This window comes from Nocardia sp. NPDC059228 (genome assembly GCF_042754245.1).
Taxonomy (GTDB): Bacteria; Actinomycetota; Actinomycetes; order Mycobacteriales; family Mycobacteriaceae; genus Nocardia.
Genome location: NZ_JBHZAL010000010.1, coordinates 142111 through 157732, shown reverse-complemented (window position 1 = coordinate 157732; position 15622 = coordinate 142111). Strand labels below are relative to the sequence as shown.

The 15622-nt window shown below is 64.5% G+C and carries 17 protein-coding genes; 8 read left to right on the top strand and 9 right to left on the bottom strand.

The annotated features are described in order from the left end of the window. Positions 1-87: 87 nt before the first annotated feature. The 3 genes from ACFXKA_RS18240 to ACFXKA_RS18230 all read right to left on the bottom strand — a co-directional run bounded on the left by ACFXKA_RS18240 (position 88) and on the right by ACFXKA_RS18230 (position 1815). A complete protein-coding gene (locus ACFXKA_RS18240; RefSeq protein ID WP_379428124.1) occupies positions 88-573 on the bottom strand; it encodes a hypothetical protein in 486 nt (161 codons plus the stop codon). A 130-nt stretch (positions 574-703) separates the two neighbouring features. Then, on the bottom strand, positions 704-910 hold the full coding sequence (locus ACFXKA_RS18235; RefSeq protein WP_379428123.1) for a DUF397 domain-containing protein: 207 nt from the start codon (positions 908-910) through the stop codon (positions 704-706). Then, a complete protein-coding gene (locus ACFXKA_RS18230) occupies positions 907-1815 on the bottom strand; it encodes a helix-turn-helix domain-containing protein (protein WP_379428122.1) in 909 nt (302 codons plus the stop codon). Before ACFXKA_RS18230 ends, ACFXKA_RS18235 begins: the two co-directional genes overlap by 4 nt. A 411-nt stretch (positions 1816-2226) precedes the next feature. Here ACFXKA_RS18230 and ACFXKA_RS18225 point away from each other — a divergent pair, with 411 nt between their 5' ends. The 3 genes from ACFXKA_RS18225 to ACFXKA_RS18215 all read left to right on the top strand — a co-directional run bounded on the left by ACFXKA_RS18225 (position 2227) and on the right by ACFXKA_RS18215 (position 4573). Further along, positions 2227-2418, top strand: a complete 192-nt coding sequence (locus ACFXKA_RS18225; protein ID WP_379428121.1) for a hypothetical protein — start codon at positions 2227-2229, stop codon at positions 2416-2418. Positions 2419-2972: 554 nt separating this feature from the next. Continuing rightward, a complete protein-coding gene (locus ACFXKA_RS18220; RefSeq protein ID WP_354843781.1) occupies positions 2973-3422 on the top strand; it encodes a hypothetical protein in 450 nt (149 codons plus the stop codon). A 182-nt stretch (positions 3423-3604) separates the two neighbouring features. Beyond that, a complete protein-coding gene (locus tag ACFXKA_RS18215) occupies positions 3605-4573 on the top strand; it encodes a zinc-dependent alcohol dehydrogenase family protein (protein ID WP_379428120.1) in 969 nt (322 codons plus the stop codon). 258 nt (positions 4574-4831) lie between these two features. Here ACFXKA_RS18215 and ACFXKA_RS18210 read toward each other — a convergent pair whose 3' ends face one another. Then, positions 4832-5686, bottom strand: coding sequence for an SDR family oxidoreductase (locus ACFXKA_RS18210; RefSeq protein ID WP_379428119.1), 855 nt, complete (start codon positions 5684-5686; stop codon positions 4832-4834). A gap of 79 nt (positions 5687-5765) precedes the next feature. Between ACFXKA_RS18210 and ACFXKA_RS18205 the strand changes: the two genes are divergently transcribed. Together ACFXKA_RS18205 and ACFXKA_RS18200 are read left to right on the top strand one after the other, a co-directional pair. Further along, entirely contained in the window at positions 5766-6191 is a 426-nt protein-coding gene (locus ACFXKA_RS18205) for a MarR family winged helix-turn-helix transcriptional regulator (protein ID WP_379428118.1), read from the top strand. 474 nt (positions 6192-6665) lie between these two features. Next, the gene (locus tag ACFXKA_RS18200) at positions 6666-6971 is read left to right on the top strand and encodes a hypothetical protein (RefSeq protein ID WP_379428117.1); all 306 of its coding nucleotides are present in this window, start codon (positions 6666-6668) and stop codon (positions 6969-6971) included. 95 nt (positions 6972-7066) lie between these two features. Here ACFXKA_RS18200 and ACFXKA_RS18195 read toward each other — a convergent pair whose 3' ends face one another. The 4 genes from ACFXKA_RS18195 to ACFXKA_RS18180 form a co-directional block, all read right to left on the bottom strand. Further along, positions 7067-7909 (bottom strand): thioesterase family protein, encoded by an 843-nt coding sequence (locus ACFXKA_RS18195; RefSeq protein ID WP_379428116.1) that lies wholly within the window; start codon positions 7907-7909, stop codon positions 7067-7069. 372 nt (positions 7910-8281) lie between these two features. Then, positions 8282-8926 (bottom strand): SMI1/KNR4 family protein, encoded by a 645-nt coding sequence (locus tag ACFXKA_RS18190; protein WP_379428115.1) that lies wholly within the window; start codon positions 8924-8926, stop codon positions 8282-8284. Between the two features lie 415 nt (positions 8927-9341). Beyond that, positions 9342-10229: a patatin-like phospholipase family protein gene (locus ACFXKA_RS18185; protein ID WP_379428114.1), complete on the bottom strand. Its 888-nt coding sequence runs from the start codon at positions 10227-10229 to the stop codon at positions 9342-9344. 106 nt (positions 10230-10335) lie between these two features. Then, positions 10336-10731: a hypothetical protein gene (locus tag ACFXKA_RS18180; protein WP_379428113.1), complete on the bottom strand. Its 396-nt coding sequence runs from the start codon at positions 10729-10731 to the stop codon at positions 10336-10338. 149 nt (positions 10732-10880) lie between these two features. On the opposite strand from ACFXKA_RS18180, the gene ACFXKA_RS18175 reads away from it, so the two are divergent. Next, positions 10881-11291 (top strand): MarR family transcriptional regulator, encoded by a 411-nt coding sequence (locus ACFXKA_RS18175; RefSeq protein ID WP_379428112.1) that lies wholly within the window; start codon positions 10881-10883, stop codon positions 11289-11291. Between the two features lie 569 nt (positions 11292-11860). Further along, positions 11861-12898: a fused (3R)-hydroxyacyl-ACP dehydratase subunits HadA/HadB gene (locus tag ACFXKA_RS18170; protein WP_354844009.1), complete on the top strand. Its 1038-nt coding sequence runs from the start codon at positions 11861-11863 to the stop codon at positions 12896-12898. A gap of 295 nt (positions 12899-13193) precedes the next feature. Here the strand turns inward: ACFXKA_RS18170 and ACFXKA_RS18165 are convergent, their stop codons facing one another. Beyond that, complete coding sequence (locus ACFXKA_RS18165; RefSeq protein ID WP_379428111.1) at positions 13194-13778, bottom strand: TetR/AcrR family transcriptional regulator; 585 nt, start codon at positions 13776-13778, stop codon at positions 13194-13196. Positions 13779-13924: 146 nt separating this feature from the next. Between ACFXKA_RS18165 and ACFXKA_RS18160 the strand changes: the two genes are divergently transcribed. After that, positions 13925-14869 carry an alpha/beta hydrolase family protein gene (locus ACFXKA_RS18160; RefSeq protein WP_379428110.1) on the top strand — a complete coding sequence of 315 codons (945 nt, stop codon included), beginning with the start codon at positions 13925-13927 and terminating at the stop codon, positions 14867-14869. Positions 14870-15622: the final 753 nt, after the last annotated feature.

The window sequence follows — 15622 nt, the reverse complement described above, 5'->3', positions numbered from 1 at the left end:
GGTGGCACCGCACCGCGATGCCACCCCATCACACACTTCGAGACACTTCCTATCAGTGAGGCGGGCGACCGATCCGATTTCCCTGGTTCAGTTTCCGTACGCCTGCAACCCCGCGACGCGGAATTCGTGACTCATCCCCGAGCACACCACGTCGTTGCGGACCGAAACCGTGCACGTGGCTCCGGCGTAGTAGACCGACGTCGTGTACTGATCGACCCCCGGCACGATCGCGGGATTGCCGCCCTGCTGAGTGTGGCTGCCATTGGAGCTCCACTGCGGGTGCGAGGGAAAGTACGCCGTGTCGATGGCAACGGCCGGCACGTAGGGCACCGGGATCGTCATACCCGCGATCGTCATCGACATGATCGACGCCGGAGTCGGAAGATCGCATCCCACAACACCATTCGGAGTGATCGAACAGTTGTTTCCCGCCATGCTGAACCACGCCACCCCATTGGCGTCCACGTAGGGCGCCGGATCGATGAAATCGGCGTGGGCCACACCCGGAACCAGGCTTGCGAACAACCCAGCGACCACTGCGCCGCCGGTGACCACTGCTGACCTAACCTGCATCGCACATCTCCTTTGATGGATGTTCAACGGATCATGTCGTATACGTGTCGAGGCTGGTGGGAGATCTTGTCACGCATGAAGAAGGGGAGCCCGGACACCACGCCCAGACTCCCACAGTCGTCATGGTCGGTCAGGACCGGTCGAACTTTCCGTCCTTCACGGCCGCGTTGAAGGCGTCCCAATCGCCCGGAGCGAAGACCAGTGCCGGGCCGGCTACGTCCTTCGAGTCCCGTACGCCCACGGTGCCCCCGTCCAGATGCGCAACCTCGACGCAGTCCTGGTTCGGGCCGCTTCGGCTGCTCTTGTACCAATCCGCCTTGGACAGGTCGGCGTTCACTCGCACTCCTTTGCAATGTTCAGTACCAGTTCCCTGGTGTCCTGCTCGCTTTTCGCTACCGTGCGGAGGGTTCTCACCGCCGCCTTGTAGAGGTCCAGCTCTCCAGGCTTGTCCAGGTACAGCGCGCCCGTGAAGCCCTCCACGTATACCAAGGGTGGTTCCGTCAGGCGGGAGTCCGCGTACGCGGGGAACTCCATCAGTGTGAACGTACCAACGATCAGCGGCAATGGAGTTGCCACGCCGAGCGGCACCACCCGGATCGACACTGTGGGCAGCTTCGACACGCTCACGATGTGCCGAAGCTGCTCGGCCATGACGGCCGGACTGCCGACCGACCAGCGCAGGGCGGATTCACAGATGTACATGACGACGCTGAAGTCGACTGGGGGCTCGTTCAACCGCTGCTGGCGTTTCGCCGAAATCTCGATGCGCTGTTCGACTTCCGCTGTCGGCATACCTGGGTAGGCGGCCCAGATCACCGCGCGCCGATAGCTCGGTGTCTGGAGCAGTCCGGGCAGGAGATTCAGGTGGAGCGTGGTGAGTTGCCGGGCGGATTCCTCCATGCCCAGGTACAAATCGAAATACGACGGCACCGCGGACCCGTAGTCGTGCCACCACCCCGGACTCTTCGTTTCGGCAATCAGACCGATGAGGGCGGCAGTCGTGTCGTCGTCGGCGCCATAGAGACGGCAGAGGGCGTGCACGTCCACTTCCCGGACCTTCGTGCCCGGTTGTCCCGTTTCGAGTCTCCAGAGTGTTTGGGGCGAAACATCTATCAGCCTGTACGCCTTCACCGCCGGGACGCCCGATTGCTCGCGCAGCTGCTTCAGTGTCCGCCCGATCAGGCGGCGCGGAACGGTGGAGCCAACAGCCATACGCTTAGCCTCTCTACCGGTCTCATGCAATTTTGGAATGATTCTCCCGCCAACTTTGGATGGCGGAAACATTTTCAAGCACATTGCTCTCTGGAACGTTCCATGGAGTGACCGAACGGCGTAGACCAGTAGTTGGCCCTGGCCGCCGGGAACCTGAACAGCGATCCTGGTCAACAAGTTCCGATCATGTGCCCTTCGAGAGCGGGTCGCACGTCCAGGTCGTACCGGCGGTCGGGGCCACCAAACATCAACGCCGACAAACGGAGCGCCAGCCATGTACGGCATACCCATCGAAAACCACGAGGCGATCAGCACGATGTCGATCGGTTACGCGCGCGATGTCCTCCGAGTCCACGAGTCGTGCCCGATGTCCGTGTGCGGCAAGAAGCGTCAGGCCATCGCCGTGATCCGTGCGGGCGACCGGACGACAGGGAGCAGGCCATGACCATCATCTCGCACGACGCACCGGACTATCCGGTCATGAATCTGCAAGCGGCACAGCATGGTCTGAAACAGCATCAGAACTGCGACGACAACTGCGACGCCCGGCGTTACTTCACCGACCTGGTTCCGAATCTGGAGCGCGCAGACCGGGAGGCCAAGCAGCTCAGGGGAACCTGGAACATCTGGTGATCGCCGGGCCGGTGTGGCCGGGACGGTCTTCACTTCGCAATCCCGTTCGCACCAGCTCGGCATCGCTCATCCCGGATTCCCGCGATTGCCTTCATCATCCGTGCGGCAGGTACCGCCGCGCCTTCGCACTCGGTAGCGGCCCGATGAATTCGGACCGCCACGGGTGGTGAGCATTGTCAGTGAGTCCGTCGAGACAGTGGGGTTGCCGTAGGGTCGGTGACTTTCCTCCAGGCGATCAACAGAATTGCCCATCGGAAAGCCTCCGATTATTCCGTATCACAGCCAACCTCTGCGGCGTCCGCCGCTGAATCGACGTCGGCAGCGGACACAGGATGCCGCGATTCGTACGAGCGCTGTCAGGACGACGATCCCCTCACCCCGATACCGGTACTTTCGCTGTTCTGGTCGCAATGCCGAGCAAACCTCTGGTCAGTCGAGCATGACCAGAGGCCTCGAGGTCGGCGTTTCGATCGACACAGCGGTACACGACCGGGCATATGATCTGGGCGGTACTTTCGCCGCGATATTGATGGGTTGGCCGAGGAGACGAAAGCATGGCCGCTTTGGTTGACCTTGCCGTGGGGATCGCGCCCATTGCAGGTGGATTGGCTCTGGGCGCAGCGGCGGGATATCTGAAGGGCCCGGATGTCCGCAAGACGATCAAGCAGGATATGGAACTGCTGGAACGCTTACCTGCGCAGGAGGTGGAGCGGCGAGCCGAACTCCAAGGGAGCATCGACAGTCGCATCGACGACCTGGTCGCGACCGTCAACCGATACCAGCTGCTGCGCAGAGCGGCCGCCTCCTATCGCGGCAGCTTGCGCGACATCCTGCTGTTCATCTGCGCGATTCTGTTCACGGCGGTCTGGTGGAGCGTCGATCACCAGAAGAGCAGCTGGCTACCGATGTTCGTTGTCCTCATTGTGATTTCAGTGTGGGCGGCCGGCTATGCATTCAGCGGTCTACGCAGATCCCTACTCAGTTACCGGCCAAGTAAGGACTGATCTACAGCACCTGCGCCGACCGGCGCCACTGTGACGGCGCTCGCCGAAGTTCCCCGCCTGTGCTCGCGGAAATTCTCCGCCCGTGGGCGGCTCCGATTATCGGGGCTGCCGGCTTCCGGGGCCTGAGGCTGTGCGTAGAGCCGCACCCGGACCACTCAGTACTTCGATGGAGAGGGATTGATATGCGCGCCATCCAGATTGAGCAGTTCGGCGACCCCGCGCAGGTGCTCCGCGTCGTCGACATCGAGGAGCCGCCGCCACCGGGTCCGCACGAGGTTCTGTTGAGCGTCGAGGTCTCGCCGTTGAACAAGCACGACCTACTGGTTGTCACCGGCATGCTGGCGCGACCACCCCTGCCCCACATACCAGGCGCAGAGGGCGTCGCACGCGTTCTTGCCACTGGCGCCGAGGTCGATGGACTTCAAGCCGGCGATCTGGTCGTGCTACCCCTGTATGCCGGTGCGTGGCGTGAGCGGCTCGTCGTGCCCGCCGACGGCCTGTTCGCACTCCCCGCCGGCGGCAACATCGAGCAGTACTCGATGCTGGGCAGCAACCCCCCGGCGGCAGGGTTGATGCTCAGCGAATGCACCCCCCTGCAGCCCGGTGACTGGGTGGTTCAGAACGCCGCGAATTCCGGTGTGGGACGGTCATTGATTGCGTTAGCCAAACTACGTGGGCTGAAGACGATCAACCTGGTCCGTGACGACTCAACGTTCGCCGAGCTCACAGCAGCCGGGGCCGACGTGGTCCACGTCGACGACCCCGATGCGGTCGGCGATGTTCGAGCAGTGATCGGCGACGCGCGAGTGGCGCTGGCAGTGGAAGCCGTCGGTGGTCCAGTGGTGGGGCGGCTGCTCGAATTACTGTCCGACGGTGGATGGTTGGTCAGCTATGCCTGGGCCAGGGACGAGCCCATGTGGGTCGATACCTCGACACTGGTCGGCAAGCACCTCACCGTCCGCGGATTCTTTGTCGGCGACTTCGACTACCGCGACAAGGTGGTGCCTGTCATTCGTGAGGCGGCACCGCTGGTGGCCGACGGCACCCTCGTTGTCCCCGTGGCGGGCGTGTACCCCCTGGAGCACATCCAGGACGCGGTGCAGCATCTCCTCCGGGGCGGCAAGATCCTGCTGAAAGTGGCCGGGCAATGAACGCGCGCAAAGCGGACAGTAGAAGATTGGGCACTTTCGTCAGACAAACGAGGCGGGCACTGATTTCCACGTCTTCCTCACGTATCGACATGGAAAAGCGGGCCCCCTCCGAATGAAAGTGCTGGTCAGGTGTGGTAACGCCAGCATCGGAGGGGCCCGCCCTTCACAGCGGAGCTACACGGGACAAATGGGGAATTTCGGTGAGCGTCAGCGGGGGAGTTCAGTGAGCGCGCCATCACCTGGTTGTGGTCGGGTGGTTCACCCGATCCAGGCGCTGGTCATGTCCTGCACTTTCGCGCCGTCGAGGTCGGAGAGTTTGACGGCGACGAAGTTTCGGGCGGTGTCCGAAGTCTGGACTCGGAACGGGAGGTCGGTGGCGTCGAGCGCTTCGACGATGGCCTGGGCGGCGGATTCGGGCGATTGGGCGTTGGCGAAGGCGCCCTCGGTGCGCTTGCGGTAGGCGGCCAGCGCGGAAGCGTACGGTCCGGTCGCATTCGTGGCCAGCATTTCACGTCCGCCGACGTTGGCGACGAATTCGCTTGCGACGGCGCCAGGTTCGATGACGCTGACCGCGACGCCGGTCTGCGCGGCTACCGGGGCCAACGCTTCCATGAAGCCCTCGACGGCGAACTTCGCGGCGCAGTATGCCTCGTTGAACGGCTGTCCGATGACCCCGCCGACGCTGCTGACGGTCAGAACTCGTCCGTGTGCGGCGCGCAGTTGCGGGAGCGCGGCGCGGGTGACTTCGAGGACGCCGAAGAAGTTGACCTCCATGACGGCGCGGATCTCGCCGATGTCCTCCAGTTCGAGGGTGCCCAGGTGGCCGGCCCCCGCGTTGTTGATCAGCGCGTCGAGGTGGCCGTGATCGTCGACGACGCCGGAGACGCAGCGATGGACGGAGGCCGGATCGGTGACGTCGAGCTGTCGGACCTCGACGTGGTCGGCGACGCCGTCGTGGCGGGCGAGCTCGACGAGTGCGGTCGAGCGGGCGGTGTCGCGCATGGTGGCGATGACTTGCCAGCCGGAGCGGGCGGCGTGGAGGGCCGTGTGCAGTCCGATGCCGGTCGAGGTGCCGGTGATCAGGACGGTTTTCCGGTCGATGGACGGGCTCATGGGTTTCCTCCTGGCTATTGGTTATGAACAATAATTATCATACATCATAATTATGATGGGGTATCGCTATAGTGGGGGCATGTCGAGCGAGCAGGAGCAGCGGGAACTGACAGCCGAGGTGGTAGGGCTTTTCGCAGCGATCAATCGCCGCTACGCCTCCGAGGCGGAGGCGGCCGCCGACGCCCATGAGTTGACGCCCATGCAGGCCAAAGCGCTGCTGGCGGCACAGGAACCGGTCGTGACCCGGCGGATCGCCGAGCATCTGCACGCCGAGCCGTCGAATGTCACCGCCCTCGTCGACAAATTGCAGACCCGTGGCCTGATCGAGCGCCGGGAGAATCCGAACGACCGTCGAGTGCGCCTGGTCGCGGCAACCGATCAGGGCAGACGCGTCGCCGAGGACCTACAAGCCCGCATGCCCTTCGCCAGCCGACCCTTGGCCCGGCTGACCACCGAGCAGCAACACCAACTCCGCACCCTGCTCACCCTCCTGCTGACAGACTGACCGACACCGATCAACTGCCCCCGAAACACGCGACATTCGGCGTGAGCGCACACCGCTCTCGGCCGTGAGGCCTTCTGCCGGTTGATCTTCCAGGTCCGCGTCGGCCGCTTCGGAGCCCGCGGGTCGCGGCATTTCCGGATGGTTGGCGTAGATCGGTTCCCGGTCTAGGTTCGGCTCCGACCGCTGCCGCTATCGCAGGCCCGGCCCATGGCCAACGAACTCCTGCGCGCCGGGCTTCGAGGAACTCTCGTGGAAATAGAACTCTTGGCGCGCTCCCTTCGCGCCTCCGGCGCCGTCGTCAGCATCCGGCCGAGCGCCACCGACGGCCTTTGAACCTTTCCCGTGCCGACGTGTTCGGTCGCGGTGTGGCCGTTTCGAACCGCGCTCGATGCGGCAGATGAGTGCGTTCGGGGGGTTACGTCCGCTCCCGATATCCGGTTGATCTTGGCAAAGTTCGTCGTCGAGGATGGCTTGATGCCGGGTATGCGCTTCGTGCGGCGGCTGGACGGGTTGACCTACGAGTTCGTCCGCGACGGGGACGCGCACGGTTTTCCGTCGTACAAGCGGGTCGACCTCGACATCTGGTGTCGGCGGCTTCCCGATTTCGGGTGGGTGGTGTGCACTGCGGAGGCTGCGGTGTCGAGTCGTCCGTTCGACGATGCCGGGCGGGGTGACCTCCCGCCCGAAGGAGTGTGGGTGAGCTTCAAGGGCGATCGGTCGTACGTTTACGACCTGGTCCACACCGATGCTCCGGCAGTGGCGGATTCCGAACTTTCGTAGGGCAGCCGGTTCCGCGCTGTGTCAGCGCCGTCGCAATGTCAGCTCACCCGTGGCCGGTTCGGTCAGCGCGGGAAGCGGCAGATGAGGAGGTTTGATCAGCGTGCGGCCGCCGCGTGGCGTGCTGCCGGCACTGGCCGCCGGGCGTCCGCGACGGCAGTCACCACACAGGTGCCCAACCGGCCGACGCGATCGTAGAGCGTTGCGGTTCCCACCGCGATACCGTCGCCGGTGACCTGATCCTGAGCCTGAAGCCCGAGCTCGGGACCTTCGGGCAACCGCGACAGCGTCAACGTCATGTCGGTATTGATGTAGCCGATCCCCGCAGATCCCCAATGGCAGACGAAGTTCGTGGCGTCCCCCATGGCAGCTGCTCGCTGAAACGGGGAGATCGCTTCGCCCTCGATCAAGGGAATGAGGTTCTGCCACAGCACTTTACGGTCGGCGTTCCGGCCTGCGGCCAAGTTGTCGGTCCACTCGGACTCGCCACACTTGAGCAACGGCGGCTCACCATCCGGCGATGTCAGCAGAACCTGCGGAGCGGGCAATGACGCCCGCGGCTGCCACATCTCACCCGGTGCCGCCGAAGCTGAAGCGAGGAAGACCGCACTCGCCCGTGCGCGAACCTCGCCCTCCTGCACGATGGAGGCATCGGCCACGATCACCCGCGCACCCTCACGGACGACGACGCTGTGCACCGCGATCGGTTCATTGAGTACCGGCCGCAGCAAATCGACTGTCAGCCGCGCAGGTATGAAGCCCTCCGCGGGGCAATGCGTTTCAACCTGACGTGCCAACAGTCCACACACCGCCGGCCCGTTCACCTGCTTCGACGACCACTGGCTGACCCCGTATCCATGCGCTTGGTACCGCCCGTCCCGCGCCACGAAGAACGAAACCACCGAGATCGACCCCCTCTGTTCCGACTCGTCAAAACGCATCGATTAGAACACGTTTCATGGACTCCCAGAAGATCATTCGGCTCTAGCCAAGCACACGAAATTCGGCATTTTCGTGCACTGCTGGCGGGCACAGTCGGGTGAGATGATCTCAGCCCGTTGATCTTCGGAGCGCTCGCGCTGGCCGTTTCGGCCAGGGCGGCATCGGCTAGTGAGAGCGTGCGTTCCATTCGGCCTCAGATCGCCACGGCCAGCTGATCTTTGCCTGCTCGCCACTCGACGATTCGATCAGCGCGACACCCAGACGTCACATACAGCCACCAATCGCCCGGGACACGCGGACGGATCCGGAACACCCGCACTCCCGCCGAGATCCGCACCCCGTCCGCGGCGGGCCCCGCCAGCCGCACCCGATCAGTACCGGACACCGGCCTGGAAGATCCCGTCACGGGCGAGCCACACCAGGGCCGGGGAGCCCATCTCGTCGAACCAGGCCGGGGGCTGCGCGGAGGTGAAGGCCGCGGCCATCGCCTCGAACCAGGCTGCGAACGACGGGAAGTCGGGCACGGCGTCGGCCTGCTCTTCCCATGCACCGTCCGCGAGGTAGCGTGCCCGCGGCTCGTCTTGATGGTGGTAGTAGACCGGGTACTCGCCGTCTCCGCCCGGCTGCGCGACATCGAAACACCACACCGCCTCGTAACCGGCTTCGGCGAACCCGACCAGGTGATTGGTCGACAGGTACCGCCCCGGCTCGCGACTGACCCCCTCGGGCATGTGCACCAGCTCGGCGTTCAACCCGACGAGTTCCCGCTCGTCGACGAGAACGAACTCGCGCTCGCGATCGTCCTCCTCCCGATGGCAGCGCAGCCGATTGTGCTCCGCCAGCAGCTCCCGGTAGCTCGGCGGAACCGACCAGGCGACGGTACCGAAGTGCGGCGCCAGGAGGGTTTCTCGCACCCGCACCGCCTCGCGCGAGGCGGGGCCGGACCCGTCGAGATCGAGCAGTCCCGCCGAGGCGGCCCGGCGCAGGTCCAGGAGGGCGTCGCGAGGTGTAGCCATTGTCTGACTCCTGATGTCATTGGGTGCTTTTGGCCGCGGTCAGCTTAGGACTTGCGGGCGGCCCGCGCCGGGCTTCGCGCACCCGGCCCATCTCCTCCGAAGCATCGAAACCGACGCCCACAAACCCAACTTGCCAATTCCAGCCGCGGCCGTTTCGGACCCGCGCACGATGCGGCAGAAGAGCGCGCTGCTGTCCGGGCATGAACGGCCAACCCAGCCGTTTTAAACGTGGACTACAGCTGAGGAATTGGCGCGAAATCGCTGTTCTACAGCGGATTGTGCGGGATTGCACCGGTCGCCCGAAACTTGGCGATAGCGGATGCTCTGCGCCGCACCGGGTTCCGGCCGATCCCCGCTGGCCGGTTCGGTCAGCGCGCCCCGCGGTTATCCGTCGCATGCGCGGCCTGGGTGCGTATCATCGCTCCAGCGACAACCAGCCCGCGTCGATCAACTGCTGTGCCAGGCTGTCTGCTTGGCGAATGCCCGCTTGGAACGCTACCGGCCAGCTCGCGAGCACATCCGAGTCGGTCGCGAACGCGTTGAACACGTCGATCGTGGCCGCGTCGGGGCGGAACCGCACGACGGTATCGGCTGCCGTCGTCGCGAGTTCGGCTTGAACTTGTTCGGGCGGGAACATGTGCGCCAATGGCTCAACCACCAGAACGACGTCCGAGTCCGCGGCGAGGTCCGCGTTGGTGGGCGACCAAACCCCGCCATCAATGTAGTAGCGGTCTCCGACCACAACAGGCGGGCGGAGTCCCGGAAAGGAACGGCTCGCGGCGACAGCGGTAGCCAGGGGTACACCGCTGCCGCTGTCCCAGACCTGGCGCTCACCACTGGCGGCGTCCACGACGACGATCCGCAACCTGCGATCCGGCCAGTCGTTGCCGCCGACCAGCCACTCCATCGGTGCGATATGGGCCGGTTGCGCCGGCTCCTCGGCCATCGCCATTCGACCCACCTTGCGCCGCGCCGTATCACGATCCAACGTCCGGTCGAACAACACCGAGAAAACGGTGGCAACCAACTCGCGCTTCACCACCGACGGTGGTTCCGTGCTGCCTGGGGGACGTGGATCGTTGGCAAACGAGTCCAGATCCCGCCCCGCTACCAGTGCCGCCCCGACGACCGCGCCTGCGGACGTGCCGACTATCGAGTCGGCCGAACCCAAATCGATTCCACGGCGGCGCAATTCAGCGGCCAAACCCGCCATCCACGCCGACCCGGCGACGCCGCCCCCACCCAAAACCACCGAACGCCGAACGGCCTCACCGGACGTTCGATCGGCTCTGCGATTCTCCATGCCGCGATCGTAACGACACTCACCATCGTCGCAGGCCCTTACGGCGCTCTGCCGGTTGATCTCTCTGGTGGCCCCGTTGGCCGGTGCGATTGGTGCGTGTCGGGGTTCAGATGGCTGTGGATGCTCGGCGGAGGGCGTCGAGGGTGGTTTCGGGGGAAGTGTTGAAGCAGAATCGAATTCCCGGGGCGGCCTCGGCCAGGGTGTTGATGATGCGCTCGAACAGCGGGGTGTGGTCGGGGAAGGCTCGTATCGCACCGCCGATCATGACGAGGTCGAACCGCTGGTGGGCGAGCAGGGTTCGTATTTCGGTTTCGGCTTCCTCGGGTGATGCGCCGACAAGGTATGGGGTGACATCGAATTCGGTGTCGCGCAGGGCGTCGTTGGCGGCGTCGACCCTGGCGGTCAGCTGTGCCTCGTCCAGATCGGGGATGCGGTTGTAGTCCATGGCTCGGGGGTGCAGACCGATGGTCAGTGCCCTGGGCCGCGCAATCGGTTCGGACATTGGTTCTCCTCTGTGGAGTGCAGGACCGGCGTGTTCGCATGGGACGATGAAGGTCCGGTTCACCAAGATTGCTTTGTATGCAAAGATATTTTGGAGAGAGAGGTATGTCAACGGAGCCTGGTCTGTCCTTGGACGACAGCGTTCGCGCCATGGTGCTGCTCATGCCACGGCTGATCGGGCGCGCGAAACGCCTGCCGGTCCCGGCGGCCTTGCGATCATTCGATCTGGCGCCTCGCCATCTCTCGATGCTGACCTACGTGCTGTTCGACGGGCCGCTGACGGTGAACGAGCTGGCGCAGCGGCTGGAGGTGGCGCCCACGACCGTGAGCCTGATGGTCGCGGACCTCAGCCGCCAGGGCGTCGTGGATCGACGGACCGACGACAATGACCGCAGACGAACCCTTGTCACCATCGCCGATTCCCATCGAACGTCGGTCGCGGCATGGCTCGGTGGCGCGGGCCGCGGCTGGCGTGCAGCCCTGGGCCCGCTGACGGCCGAGCAGCGCGCCCTCGTGATAGCGACGCTTCGCGCCTACGAGGAAGCCGTCTCCGAACACTGACAATCCCACTGCCGTGCCACCGGATAACGTGTGAAACACGTCGAAAGCCGCCCGCAACTCGGCATGTGCGTGCACTGCCTGCAGCCGTATGGCCCTCTGCCCATTGATTTTCCGATGCCCTTGCCGGCCGGTTCGGTCAGCGCGCTATGCGGCTACTCGAGACTGGTGTCAGGGCCGGGTCCCGGCCCGAAGAGCGCGCTGCTGTCCGGGCATGAACCGCCAACCCGACCGTTCTGGACGTGGACTACAGCTGAGGAATCGGTGCGAAATTGCTGTTCTACAGCGGATTGTCGGGATTGCACCGGTTGCCCGAATCTCCGCAGAGGAGGATGTCCTGGGCCGCAGTCGTTCTCGCTGTCGGCCGCGCTCGTTCTAGCTGATCAAACCGCGCGGGATGCGCCATGAGCGGATGTGCTTCAGACTTTGCGCTGAGGCATCGGCCGACTCGTCGGCAAGACCGTTTGTTCTCCTCAGCAAGCGTGCTGTCCTGTGGAAGAGTGGTGTCCGCTCATGAATTCGGCTCTGCGGATCCGGGTCTGAGGTTGGTCGAACGATGTAGGGGAGGCTTGATGGAAGCAGCATTCGATGTGGCCGCGCTGATCGGTTATCGCTATCGCGTCGATGACTACTACGAAGTTGGTCGGGAGAAGATCCGCGAATACGCGCGGGCTGTCCAGGACTCCCATCCGGCACACTGGAGCGATTCCGCTGCCAACGAGCTCGGGTTCGCCGGGCTGGTCGCGCCGGCGACGTTCGCTTCGATCGTGGCGATGCGGGCCAATCGTGCTCTGCTCGAGAACGTGCTGGCCGGCTACGACATGTTCGTGCACACCGACCAGGTCTTCGAGATGTACAAGCCTGTCCTGGCCGGTGACCGATTGATCAGTGATGTCGAACTGTCCTCGGTTCGCCGTGTCGCCGGCAAGGACCTGCTCACCGTCACCAATACATTTACCGACCAGTCCGGCCAGATCGTGCAGATCATGCACACCACGATCGTCGGCATCACCGGCGATGACGTCGATGCCGACATCAGCGATGCCATCGAAGGTGTGATCATGAGCGGTTTGGAACCCGCGCCCTCGCCCGCAGCCTCGGCGCCACCCGCCGGACATCCACTGGCCGATCAGCCTGCACAGGCAGCCTCCCGCCATTCGCACGTATCGCGAACCCGTGTGCCGCACACGGCAATCCGTTTCGAGGACATCGCCGTGGGTGACGAGCTACCGGCCCGGACTGTCCGACTGACGCGGGGCGACCTGGTGAACTATGCGGGAGTCGCCGGTGATGTGAATCCGATCCACTGGAACGAGGAAGTCGCTTCATTGGCCGGCCTTCCCGATGTGATCGCACACGGCATGCTGACCATGGGCCTCGGGGCGGGGTTTGTCACCGACTGGCTCGGCGACCCCGGTGCCATCATCCGGTACGGAGCCCGGCTGTCGAACTACACCGTCGTCGGAGCCGTCTCGGCCGGGGATGTGGAGTTCAGCGGCCGGATCAAGTCGATCGACCCGGAAACCAGAACCGCCACAGTCGTTCTCACCGCGAAGTCCGCTGGGCGCAAGATCTTCGGTCTGGCCACCATAGACGTTCGCCTTGGTTAGACGGTCATTCTATGACGGGGCGCTCGGCGATCTGATGCGTACCGAGCGCGCACGTCGACAGAAGCGGATGTTCCTGCGCCGCAGTCGGTCTCGTCGTCGACCGGTCCGCGTGGCCGGTTCGGTCGGCGCGGTATGCGGCAAGGCAGGGTTCCCATGACGATGGTGCTGGATATCCGGTAGACCAGAATTGCTTGGGGCGAGAGGGTTTCGCGCATATCGAGTGGTTGCGTCCCGGCGGGGTGGCAGTGGCGATGCGTGGCCGGATATGGCTGTGCGCCTTCGAATTTCGCGGTCGTTACCGCCGGCACCCGTCGAGCAGCAGGCCGATGGTGAGATGCACCTCGTAATTCGGGTCGACCATTTCTGCGCCCGCGCAGATGTCGCCGATCGCGCGCAGCAATTGATAGGCGGAGACGTCGGCGGTGATCTCGCCGGCGTTGCGGCCGGCGGTGAGGAGACTGTCGAACACCGGCACGAGTCGGTCCAGGAACAGTGTGTGCAAGGCGGTGAAGCTGTCGGGGTCGCTGCGCATCGCGGCGGCGAGTCCATGCTTGGTCACCAGGAAGTCCACGAACAGATCCACCCATCGACGCAGTGCGGCGAACGGTGAGGACTCCTCCGCGAGCAGGGCGGGCCCGGCCTCGGCGCAGGCGTCGATCTGATGCCGGTAGACGGCCGCGACGAGATCTGCTCGCGCGGGGAAGTGCCGGTAGATCGTGCCCATGCCGACGCCGGCCGCGGCGGCGATCTGGCGGACCGGCGCATCCACGCCCTGGGTGACGAACACCGATGCCGCGGCATCGAGCAGGGCCCGCTCGTTCCGTCGCGCGTCGGCGCGTTTGGCCGAACTGGCAGCGGCTCGCTCGTCGCGTGCGTCCACGTGACTTCCCTTCTTTCACGGCGACAGTTGTCAATCGGAACACTGCTCCGTATATTCGGAACAGTGCTCCGCTTGAGTATATCCGCGGTTCGCGTGGATTCTCGATCCCCACGGCGCAGCGCGCATCGCTATCGAAGGGAAACCCCATGCCCGGACCGGACACTGCCGCCCGCAGCGCTGTACCCGCCCTGACCACCCCGATCATCAGCGTCAAACCGGTCGTCCTGCCGGCGCCCGAACGCGGCGACGACCTGCAGGTGCGCATATCCGCACCCACCGTCGGCGCCGGTCTGCCCATCGTCGTGCTCGCCCACGGTTACGGCGAGTCGATGTCCTCCTACGACCCGCTGGTCGACTTCTGGGCCGGCAACGGTTTCGTCGTCGTGCAGCCCACATTTCTCGATTCACGAACCCTCGGCCTCACTCCGGCCGATCCCCGGTACCCGGACATCTGGCGCGTCCGGCTCCGCGACGTCACGCAGGTTCTCGACCAGCTCGACCGGATCGTTGCCGCGATTCCAGGGCTCGACGAACGCATCGACCGCGACCGTATTGCCGTCGCGGGGCATTCCTGGGGCGGGCAGACCGCCGGCATGCTGCTCGGCGCACGCGTCATCGGCACGAACGGGCAGCCTGGACCCGATCTGAGCGATGCGCGAGTGAAAGCCGGTGTCCTGCTTGCTACTACCGGCCTCGGCGGCGACACCCTGACCCCGTTCGCCGCGGAGAACTTCTCCTTCATGAACCCCGACTTCGGCAACCTGACCACACCGACCCTGGTGGTCGCGGGCGATCACGATCAATCCCATCTCTCGACCCGCGGCCCCGACTGGTTCACCGACGTCTACGCCTACAGCCCTGGCGCCCAAGGCTTGCTCACCATCTTCGGAGGCGATCATTCACTCGGCGGAATCCATGGCTACAACGCCAAGGACACCACCGATGAAAGCCCCGACCGCGTCGCGCTGATCCGCGAGGCTTCGTGGGCCTACCTCCGCAGCGCCCTCGGAATCGATGACATGGCATGGAAGCAGGCGCAGACCGATCTCGCACAGGCCACCGATCCGATCGGCCGCATCGACCATAAGTAGAGGCACTCATCGGAAGGCCGTCCACCGAGCACCGGCTGCGCCAATGATGCGTGCATGGAAATCAGCCGACGATGATGTCCGCTCATCGGAGGTGCAGGTCGAGAAGTTCGACGGCAAACCGGATTACCGTCGTTTTCGTCGCAGCGGTGACCTGCTTCAGTGTTTTGGTAGCCAGCGGTAAGCTGCTAGTGACGTCTTCCTCGGTACCAAATGACGTCTTGTCCGGTGTGGTCGATGCTGCAGCTGTCGGCCGGCTGGAATGCGCGTTCCTGTCGGAACGCACATGAACTTCACCAAGGAGCGATATCGGGTGTCGCAAAGTCGATTCGGCACGTGACGCACTCGCAGACCCAGTCCGGTAGCTCGGCCTAGTACCCGGACGTCATACAGCTCGTTGTTAGGAAGCAAAATGTCTAGCAAGATCATGAAAGCCCTTGCCGCGACTATTATTGCCGCGCCCCTGCTCGTCCTCGCCGCGCCCGCGGCCACTGCCGCTTCGACTGCCGCGGCGCCTCCGTCGTCCTCCGCCACTCCGGTCGACGGATCGTTCGGATCAGCTACGTGGTGTATCCCCCTCGGCAGTGTCGTCTGGTGCATCTGAGTAAGCGTCCAGAACTCCGGTGTTGGGTGCGTGACGGTCGAGATTCGAGTGAACTCCCGGTCGAGCAGTGTTGCTGAAATCAAGTGCTGTGCCGGGAGTTCATTTGCACCAGCGCGTATCGCCGTGTGTTCGTCGTGCCCGACCGGTGGCTT

Excerpts from the sequence above, each read along its gene's own strand:
- ACFXKA_RS18240 (WP_379428124.1), bottom strand. The coding sequence starts at position 573 with ATGCAGGTTAGGTCAGCAGTGGTCACCGGCGGCGCAGTGGTCGCTGGG.
- ACFXKA_RS18225 (WP_379428121.1), top strand. The coding sequence starts at position 2,227 with ATGACCATCATCTCGCACGACGCACCGGACTATCCGGTCATGAATCTG.
- ACFXKA_RS18220 (WP_354843781.1), top strand. The coding sequence starts at position 2,973 with ATGGCCGCTTTGGTTGACCTTGCCGTGGGGATCGCGCCCATTGCAGGT.
- ACFXKA_RS18215 (WP_379428120.1), top strand. The coding sequence starts at position 3,605 with ATGCGCGCCATCCAGATTGAGCAGTTCGGCGACCCCGCGCAGGTGCTC.
- ACFXKA_RS18210 (WP_379428119.1), bottom strand. The coding sequence starts at position 5,686 with ATGAGCCCGTCCATCGACCGGAAAACCGTCCTGATCACCGGCACCTCG.
- ACFXKA_RS18205 (WP_379428118.1), top strand. The coding sequence starts at position 5,766 with ATGTCGAGCGAGCAGGAGCAGCGGGAACTGACAGCCGAGGTGGTAGGG.
- ACFXKA_RS18200 (WP_379428117.1), top strand. The coding sequence starts at position 6,666 with ATGCCGGGTATGCGCTTCGTGCGGCGGCTGGACGGGTTGACCTACGAG.
- ACFXKA_RS18195 (WP_379428116.1), bottom strand. The coding sequence starts at position 7,909 with ATGCGTTTTGACGAGTCGGAACAGAGGGGGTCGATCTCGGTGGTTTCG.
- ACFXKA_RS18190 (WP_379428115.1), bottom strand. The coding sequence starts at position 8,926 with ATGGCTACACCTCGCGACGCCCTCCTGGACCTGCGCCGGGCCGCCTCG.
- ACFXKA_RS18185 (WP_379428114.1), bottom strand. The coding sequence starts at position 10,229 with ATGGAGAATCGCAGAGCCGATCGAACGTCCGGTGAGGCCGTTCGGCGT.
- ACFXKA_RS18180 (WP_379428113.1), bottom strand. The coding sequence starts at position 10,731 with ATGTCCGAACCGATTGCGCGGCCCAGGGCACTGACCATCGGTCTGCAC.
- ACFXKA_RS18175 (WP_379428112.1), top strand. The coding sequence starts at position 10,881 with ATGGTGCTGCTCATGCCACGGCTGATCGGGCGCGCGAAACGCCTGCCG.
- ACFXKA_RS18170 (WP_354844009.1), top strand. The coding sequence starts at position 11,861 with ATGGAAGCAGCATTCGATGTGGCCGCGCTGATCGGTTATCGCTATCGC.
- ACFXKA_RS18160 (WP_379428110.1), top strand. The coding sequence starts at position 13,925 with ATGCCCGGACCGGACACTGCCGCCCGCAGCGCTGTACCCGCCCTGACC.